The following is an 8,874-nucleotide window of genomic DNA, read 5'->3' as shown; positions in this document are numbered from 1 at the left end:
ACTGATACGTTTATTAATTTATAAATATCAAGGTTACTTAGGCATTGTTTTATAAAAACAGTTTAAATTGAGATCCTGTGCTGCACAACGAAACAAAAATAACTGACTAACTTTTGAACACATTCACGTTACTGATAGGTTAATCCTTATAGGGCAAATGCTCTATTAATGATAAAAACTAAAATAAGGATTATTTATGAGACCATCTTTTCCTATCAGTATGGTGCTTGCAACGACAGTGGTTGGCTTCCAGTCTTATGCGCAAAATATTGAGACAACGGATTCATTAGGTATTGCAGAAAGTAGCGCAGCGCAAAAGCAATCTCTGGCGTTACAAATCAGCGAGCGTTATTCCGATCTTGAGCTCTCCTTAAAAGCTCAGATCTCAGAAAAGAACTTATCCGCGCCTGTAGATAAATTGAGCTCTACTCAGCCCTACTCTGCATTTTCAAGCCGGATGCAGAAAGCGGATCTTGGTTATCGCAAGATGAAAGGGATCAACGACTTCAGCGACTCTGTGTTAGAGGTTCGCATGGCTGATGAAGCGATGATTGAAGCCTGGAAGAACGGCGAAAGCCCATTATTCGCGTTTGAACCATCAGGCGATGATTCGAATTGGCAATACATTGAAGCGTATGACGTGTACGGACAAGTTCATGAATTAGATGTGTACCAAATGCCAGACGTCCCAGTGTTTGTGGTTGATAGTAACGGTGCTGAAGAGCTCAAAGCAGGCTTAATGGCAATGCAGGCAGAGATGCAAAAACTGGGTACTACAACGCAAATCAATGCCGTTAGCGATACCAATGCCGACGAGAGTAAACCTCAAAAACCGTCTTTGATGAACAGGGCACGTCGCTCGATGGCCTTGTCGGAACTTGAGCCGTTGAATACCACACAATTAACCAAAATCCGTTTAGCCGTCGACCAAGAACCTTGGATCTCTGGTAAAGCGGAAATCTACGCTATCGTGACGGGTGTCGATTCAAGTCGTTTAGAGCCCCAAATCGACCTCGTTGAGATGCCTTATCTGGACTACGACAAACAGACGTACTACCCGAACCAGACCGTCATCTTCTGGCCTCGCTACCGTTGGGGCGCTGCAGATATGATCTTAATGGAACACGATGATGGAACAGATTATAAAGCACTAGCAAAACTCTTGGTTCAAGCCGCAGAAGAGATACTGAAGATGATTCCTGATCCAGAAGTTCAAGGTTATGCGATCATCCCTCAGATCACAGGCAAGATTATCGATGTGATTCCTGATGGTGTATTAGTGAATGATGATGACTTCGTGGATGTGTACTACACCTTAATGCAGAACACACCTTATGTAGACCGTCCGGGCGCAGGCGGAAATGCTGTCGCATCGTTTGCACCAGTCACGATTTCACCAACAGAGTAAGTCGTTTCTTATTCAGTTAGGGCTTAAACGCTAGGCCCTAACTCTTCATTATCGAAGGTAAGTCAAACACAAGAGACCTACTCAGAACCTAATTACAGGGAGTAATCAAACACAATGATGTCTTCTAAAAGCGGACGAAATACATCTTTCAGCGCATCATGCTCAGGGTGCGGAAGGTAATTCTGGCGGCCTTCTTCATCAGCGAACGTCATTAACACTGAGTGGGTATAACCTTGATTCTTGTTTTCAGGGCTGTCATTTAATCCCCATTCTACTGAAGTGACCCCTTCAACCTTGTTTGGCATCGCTTCAAACAGCATCTTTAGTTTTTGAACCTCTGAAACCTCAGCGTTTTCTTTAAACTTAATCAGTAGAATATGACGAATCATTCCCGTTTCTTTTTGAGTCATTCCTTGTCCTTTCGAGTCGTTCGCTTACTGGTTTGTAATGCTTAACCAACACCCAATAGCGATCTAAATTAGAGAACAACAAAATGCCACACGTTACACAACATGCCAAGGCTAGATCGCTAGAGTTTATAAAATACTCCACAACCCAATAACGAAAAATGCTGCACCCAAGGGCGCAGCATTTCTCATGACAATGGTAAGCACATCTTTAACGTTAATCACGACGACCTGTAAGCTGGATCGTTTGGTCTTGATCTACGTTCTTTTGGAATTGGATTCCGCCGTTAGACGCTTCATTTCTTCCTTCCAGTGTTAAGTCAGATTCAACACGCTCAGCCTTTACTTGATTACCTTCGCTTCTTGTCATGTCGATAGTCCCTGTATACGTACCGTCGGCAGCAAAAGCCGTGTTCATTGAAAGAGCCATTAAGCCTAGTGCGATTAACTTTTTCATACATCACCTCATATTCTTTTTAATTATTTGTTCGTTTGGTATCTGTGTTTCTTTGTTGAGGTAACTTTAGCGCTTGAGTGAAAGCCATTCGAGGAAAAGCAAGATTTACCAAATGGAAAATCAATGGATTAGCGAAGTTCTGACGCGGTGCTGTCTTATAAGATTTTTATTGGCACTATGATATTAGAGTCACATAATTTCAGCACGCCTACCGCACCGAAATTACTACCTATAAAAGGATTCATTTGGAGAGCCTATGGACATCAATCTAGACATTCAAAATATCCTCGTCATCAAGCGTATGTATGAACTTCGCAATGTTGGGCTGGTTGCGGAGTCGTTAGGAAAAACCTCTGGGGCGATCAGCAAGAACCTTTCGAAATTAAAGTTACAGCTCGACGACCCACTGTTCATTCAAACCAAACACGGGTTTGAACCCACGACTTTTGTTGAAACCAACATCGAAAATTTTGAGCAGATCTTGAGCAGCGTTGAAGCAATTAAACACCAAGTATTTTCGCCAGAAACTTACCAAGGTGATATCAAAATCTACGCAAATACACTGTTCTGGGAGCGCTTTGGCTCGAAGCTCTACTTTGCTCTGAGTAAAGAAGCCCCGCATGCTCACTACTCATTCGTTCGGTGGGGAAGCAATGTGAGGAACAGGCTCATCGACGGCGAAGAATCCATAGCGGTTCATTACTTTGATGAAACCTTGCCACAGTCAATTTCTCAAATGGAATTCGGTAAAGGAAAAGTGGTGTTCTTCGTGAGAGAGGATCATCCAGCGAAAGACTTTGAGTCGCTCGCCAACTACCCAATCATTCTATTTAAAACCCCGGGATGGAATGACAATAAATACCCGATCCTTGATCGCCTTAGGAATATCGGTTTTCACGTCAACCCAAGAGTGGAAGTCGACCACCCTGCGATGATTCACGACGTTGTGTTCAAATCCGACTATTTTGGTATCACCCTCAATGGCAGCGTACCTGAAGGCTGTCGTAGTATTGATTTACCCGAAAAACTGACGATCGATGTGGGTTATGTGATGAGCTGCCGTCGTTCACAGAAAGACGCGCCTTTGAATCAGTGGCTATTCCAAATGTTGAAATCCACCCTAAAAAACAAACAAGCGTAGTTCAACATCTAAAGGCCTAAATGATTAACGGGTTAAGAGCTTATAAAGCTTAAAGACTTAGCCGCTTAGCTGCTTGATGACTTAACTCCCTACCATCCAAAAAAGAAAAGGCTCCCGAGGGAGCCTTTGATTAGGGTTCTAGTGACTATTCGCTTATGTTTTTATTTTAAAATGCTTCTTCGAGCGTTTGTTCGTTCTTTTTTTCTGTTTGTTTCTCGCTGGTTTCAACCTCTTTCAAGCGCGCAGTGAAATGTCTTAACACCGGCGGCTCGTAGGTAAAGTCGAGCCCTTTCACTTGTCCTGCATTCTCTTTCACTTTTTCAAATGCTTCGATGATGAAGTCCATGTGGGTTTGTGTGTAGGTCGCGCGAGGAATGGTAAGGCGCAATAACTCTGCAGGGCATGGGTGTTGTTCACCGGTTGCTGGGTCGCGACCTTGCAGCAATGAGCCAATCTCAACCGCTCTGATACCCGCGACTTTATAGAGTTCACACGCCAAAGCATGTGCTGGGAACTGACCTGCTGGAATGTGAGGAAGCAGTTTACCCGCATCGACAAACGCAGCGTGACCGCCTGCTTGCTGGCACACGATGCCCATCGCTTCTAAGCCATCAACAAGGTATTGAACCTGACCAATACGGTACTCTAACCAATCTTGGCGCATGCCGTCATAAAGGCCAACCGCAAGACGCTCCATCGCGCCACCTTCTAAGCCACCATAGGTTGGGAAGCCTTCTTGCACCACACACAAAGTTCGACACTCTGTGTACACATCCATGAAAGAGTCGTCTTTAAAGCACAACAAGCCGCCCATTTGCACCATGGCATCTTTCTTGGCAGACATGGCTAAGCCATCCGCGTATTTGTAAGACTCACGCGTGATCTGTTCGATTGTCCAATCTTGATAACCCGCTTCTCGTTGTTGAATGAAGTAGGCATTTTCAGCGTAACGTGCAGAATCCATGATCACAGGGATGTCGTACTTCTGAGCCACTTGATACACGGCTTTTAGGTTGGCGATAGACACTGGCTGTCCACCAGCAGAGTTACAAGTAATGGTGCTCACAATATAAGGAACATTGGCTGCGCCCGCTTCTAAAATCGCTTCTTCCAGCTTCACCACATCGAAGTTGCCTTTGAAGTCCGCATTCACTGAGGTATCGAACGCTTCTTTGGTATAAACGTTTTTCGCCACACAGCAATTCACTTGGGTGTGACCTTGTGTTGTATCGAAGAAGTAGTTCGACAAGGCGACCATTTTGCTGCGATCGAGCCCTTTCTCCATTTCACGCTTCTTGATAAGAACAGGAATGTAGATCTGCTCTGCGCCGCGCCCTTGGTGTGTTGGAATCGTCAACTCGTAACCGAAGATATCCTTAACCGCGTTCGACAATGCGTAGTAACTGCGGCTACCACTGTAAGCTTCATCACCCATTAACATCGCGGCTTGCATACGCTGAGTAATAGATCCTGTTCCGCTGTCTGTCAGTAAGTCGATAAACACATCATCACTGTCGAGCAAAAATGGGTTCATCCCCGCTTCGACAATGGCTTGTTCACGATAGGCGCGCGTTGTTCTTTTTACTGGCTCTACAACACGAATACGAAACGGTTCTGGTAGATGTTTGAAGTTTTCCATAATAATACCTTTCAATACATTCTGATCAGGTCGAAATGTATTTTCTTTAGATGTCACGAATCCTCACCATTAAATTAATAGATCCATATAAAGACACACGGAAAATTAACAGTGAAAATAAACAAGTTAAATAATGATTTATTAATCAAACCTAAACAGAGGCTGAGATAATTAGCGAGAACGACAAAACAACGAATATTCTGCACGGAATAATAAGTGCGACATTCATGTGTTCAAAGGTTATCAAAGCTGCTGATAGGTAAACAAAGCACGCTGCTTTGCTGGCGCGTGACGCCTAGAGGGTACTACTCTGAAGAAAGGCGGAACGAGAGCTGGTGATCTAAGGTATACCAAGCTAACAAGGTTAGCCATGTTGTTGATTGCCATTTCAGATACATGTTCACAATATATCCCTACGTTGAAATCAAGATGATCCGGAATTTAAATATAGTGCAATTGTTTTATAAATACAGCTTAGAAAAGTATAAATGTGATCAACATTTAGAATGATGATTAAATACGATAGCATGTTATATAAACTGTGAATCACAGCAGTTTATATACTATTAAACTAGTTCAGCGAGTTACTTAATAATATCGAATCTCTTTTAAACTCAAGACTTATCTAATAAGGGGCGAAGATGGCTGTTTTCTAAAAAACTATCTTCTAGGAATCTATCTTCTAGAGAGCTACTGAGCTAAAGAGCTAAGCTCTAAAACTCACCGTTCTAAAAAAGCTAAGCACTAAAGTTCTCAGCCTTAACTAAAAGAGATAAGCTCTCACGCTCCAAATAACTCAGTTCTGATGAGTCTCAGCCCCACCAGAACCGTTTTGCAGGCGCAGTCGTGGATTACTTTTTCTTCACGACTTGCTTGATGGCCATTTCAGCCAGTTTTGGCGTCGCTGCTTTCAAAGCACTGGGGGCAACCTTCTTACCCGCCTTGACCGCTTTATTCAGTTGGCCTTTAACCGACGTCCCTCTTTTCATGGCTTCTAAACGTTGGCGATTTCTCTGAACGTTATTTGCGTCAGCGATACGTTCAATCAACGTCTGCCTTAAAGTATCTAAACCAAACTGTACCTTTTCTGGCGCAATCGCCAGCGGTAACACTATATCGGTTTGCAGCAAGATATGATTGTATTCGAGCGCTTGAGCAATGATCTTCGCTTTGGTCGATGTTGGATTATCTAAGTCATACGGCGGCTGCCAATCGTCTACAGGCTTTAATCGGTCTACCTGATTCACAACCGACACCACAATCGGTTTCTTGCGTGAGATGTTCTTAGGATCGTCATAGAAAGCATCAAATCTATCTTTCAATTGCTTATCCAAATCACGCGCAGATTGATTGGCTTTAAGCACCCATAGCACCACATCGGCTTGGGTCATCTCTTTCAGCATTAAGGCTTCGGTTTTAAGGTTGCCATCAAGCCCCTGAAGATCAACAACGCGAACATCATTGTCGTCGACAAACGCGTTATACACAGTTGAAGTGTCGGTTGATGGCAGTACATCCACTTCAGCTACCAACTCTTGCTTAAGCGCATTGATAAGCGAAGATTTACCAGAGCTGGTTTGCCCCACCAGCACTATTCGCACAGGCTCTAATTCAGGAGCAAAGCGTTGTTCGTCGAGTTCAGACACACCGGACGCTTTCAGTGCTTCATCTTCAATGCTGAAACGTCCGCTGTAGAGGTCAATCGCCACCGCAGCGACTTCATCTAACAAGGCTTGTTTAGCGGCGTGTTGCATGTCATCAACCACACCTCTTGTCATTGAAGATGTCGCTTGCTCTCTCCCTAAATCAGAAACAACTTTTAACGGGTTCAAATAGAGGTTTTTGAGGTGATTCCCCCAAATAGCGGCCTTAACGATCTTCTGCCCTAGCTCGCCATATTTATCATAGGCTTCGTAGCCCGCCTTAATGTAAGAAACCTTGAGATACTCAATGCCCGGTATATGCTCTCGTACTACCAGTTTGTAGCGTCGGCTGACCTCTTCGAACAGCTTTAGTCCTTCAGGAATCGAGAAATCGAGCGATTTCTTATCAAACTTTTTCGCCACAAACTCAAGTACTTCTAAACCGGTTTGGTCTAGGTTGCCCCACTCTATGTCGACCAGTAATTGTTGTCGTACATGGTGTTTTGAATCATTCCAGATCGACAGTTCTTTTTGAGACCAATCAGCCGAAGCCTTAACCAATGCATCGTTGATATCAGCTTTTTTATGCTGTGATTCAGCTTCAGCAGTATCCTCACCAAGGCCGTCACTCTCTTTATTCGAGAAGGGCTCCGTACTTGAAGAGCGGCTTGAAGAATCGCGTGAAGAGCGGCTAGAAATGAACAGAGGAATGGTGAACACCAAGGTACTCACGGCAATGGCAATCGACATTTCGAGTAGGTAACCGTATTTGATCGCCAAGAAGACACCAAAACCCATCATGATAATGCTTGGGAAGATCGCCGAAATCAGAGCAATGCCCCAGCGGCCGCTCGATAGCACCGCCAGTAATCGAAATAGGTTTCTAATTTTCTTCATAGCCCGACGCCGCCTTTCCTTTTTTCAGGGATTCTTTGTAGATCTTCTGCATCTCTTGTTCAGACACTTCTTCGCCTTTGTTCTTATGATAGAAGTAAAAACAAGCCGCGCGACCTAAACCATAAGAGGTGCCGAAACTCATTGCCGCTGCAGCCACCGCACCTACCGTTTGACCATAAACTGGAATTAGCTTTATCAACTGTCGAGTGCCCAGCTTCATTCCGTATTGCAAAGCAAAACTGCTTCCCAGAGTGCCTATCAACTCACTGAAGACTCTCTTGTTCCACTCGACCCCATATTGATTCGCTAAACTATGAAGCATTTTCGCTTGAATCGCAGGTACCGACACCAAACCAACACCCGGAATCAGGTCGCTCGCTGCTGCACTTCCTGCATACCAAAGCACTTCGTTTTCAACTTGATCAAAGTTGGCTTCTTCTTGCGTGGAGTGCTCTTTGTCTTGCACCATCATTCCAATAACAGGAAGAATACTGGTCAGCTTTTCTAACAAGATGTCATAGTTGTAAATTGAACCACTGTTATTGCTCGAGTCATCCGTTTCGAAATCGACCGCGACGGATTCAAACTCTTTACCCCAAGCCTTCTCTACTTGGTTGGTGTTGAACTGAACCTGCCTTGCTCGATCTGTTTCACCGGAAGACAACACTGCAGTATGAACAAGCAGCAAGTGTTTAATTTTCTTCTGTTTCTTAATCTGCTTTAGAGCCGCAAGCACTGAGGATTGTTCAGGTTCGTCGGCTTTCATTACAACGACTAATGCATTACCTGCCTGACCAATCTCTTCCAGATCCTCTTTCGCATCATAATTCGCTTCGCTTAGTCCTCTGGTATCGAGAAAGCGCATCACGGGTTTGTCTTGTGGGAATTCGTAAGACATCGCCGTCATGGTACAAGGTGCAAAACCATTGCCCACTTCAACAGAAGAGTCGCCAGTCACCGCCTGAATAAACGATGACTTGCCCGCCCCCGTTTTTCCCAACAGCCACAATGTTGGCAGATGCTGACGCTGGTATTCATGGGCCTGAGTAAGATCTGGGTTCTTGCTCGGATTAATGAAGTCTTTTATTTGATCAAACATGTTCAGAGTAACGCTCACTTGATGTTGAGATTCGAGTTGATGACAAAGCAATACTGACTTATATAATCACAAATCATATTAAACTTATGTTTGTTCAGTCGCACAGGTTTACAATACCTAAACGCTTGTTTTTATTTGCGCGCTCATTTTTATAGACGCTTTTTTATACGTGCGGGTATCATC

Annotated in this window: 7 protein-coding genes; 2 read left to right on the top strand and 5 right to left on the bottom strand. The window is 44.1% G+C overall.

The window, feature by feature from the left end:
• Positions 1-196: 196 nt before the first annotated feature.
• Complete coding sequence (locus AB4496_RS05720) at positions 197-1,408, top strand: DUF3103 domain-containing protein (protein ID WP_102257318.1); 1,212 nt, start codon at positions 197-199, stop codon at positions 1,406-1,408.
• 92 nt (positions 1,409-1,500) lie between these two features.
• Here the strand turns inward: AB4496_RS05720 and AB4496_RS05715 are convergent, their stop codons facing one another.
• Positions 1,501-1,818: a Dabb family protein gene (locus tag AB4496_RS05715; protein WP_081304112.1), complete on the bottom strand. Its 318-nt coding sequence runs from the start codon at positions 1,816-1,818 to the stop codon at positions 1,501-1,503.
• A gap of 214 nt (positions 1,819-2,032) precedes the next feature.
• Complete coding sequence (locus tag AB4496_RS05710; RefSeq protein WP_017081013.1) at positions 2,033-2,272, bottom strand: hypothetical protein; 240 nt, start codon at positions 2,270-2,272, stop codon at positions 2,033-2,035.
• Between the two features lie 256 nt (positions 2,273-2,528).
• Here AB4496_RS05710 and AB4496_RS05705 point away from each other — a divergent pair, with 256 nt between their 5' ends.
• The gene (locus AB4496_RS05705; protein ID WP_017090766.1) at positions 2,529-3,413 is read left to right on the top strand and encodes a LysR family transcriptional regulator; all 885 of its coding nucleotides are present in this window, start codon (positions 2,529-2,531) and stop codon (positions 3,411-3,413) included.
• A 166-nt stretch (positions 3,414-3,579) separates the two neighbouring features.
• Here AB4496_RS05705 and tnaA read toward each other — a convergent pair whose 3' ends face one another.
• From tnaA to AB4496_RS05690, 3 genes are all read right to left on the bottom strand, one after another.
• Positions 3,580-5,052: a tryptophanase gene (gene tnaA / locus AB4496_RS05700; RefSeq protein ID WP_102257319.1), complete on the bottom strand. Its 1,473-nt coding sequence runs from the start codon at positions 5,050-5,052 to the stop codon at positions 3,580-3,582.
• A gap of 851 nt (positions 5,053-5,903) precedes the next feature.
• Positions 5,904-7,592, bottom strand: a complete 1,689-nt coding sequence (locus tag AB4496_RS05695) for a GTPase family protein (RefSeq protein ID WP_102257320.1) — start codon at positions 7,590-7,592, stop codon at positions 5,904-5,906.
• Positions 7,579-8,691 (bottom strand): YcjF family protein, encoded by a 1,113-nt coding sequence (locus AB4496_RS05690; RefSeq protein ID WP_029225580.1) that lies wholly within the window; start codon positions 8,689-8,691, stop codon positions 7,579-7,581. The genes AB4496_RS05695 and AB4496_RS05690 overlap by 14 nt, the downstream gene beginning before the upstream one ends.
• Positions 8,692-8,874: the final 183 nt, after the last annotated feature.

This window comes from Vibrio sp. 10N.222.46.A1 (assembly GCF_041473595.1).
Taxonomy (GTDB): Bacteria; Pseudomonadota; Gammaproteobacteria; order Enterobacterales; family Vibrionaceae; genus Vibrio; species Vibrio tasmaniensis_A.
The sequence above is the reverse complement of the archived record's forward strand: the minus strand, read 5'-3'. Positions and strand labels throughout refer to the sequence as shown.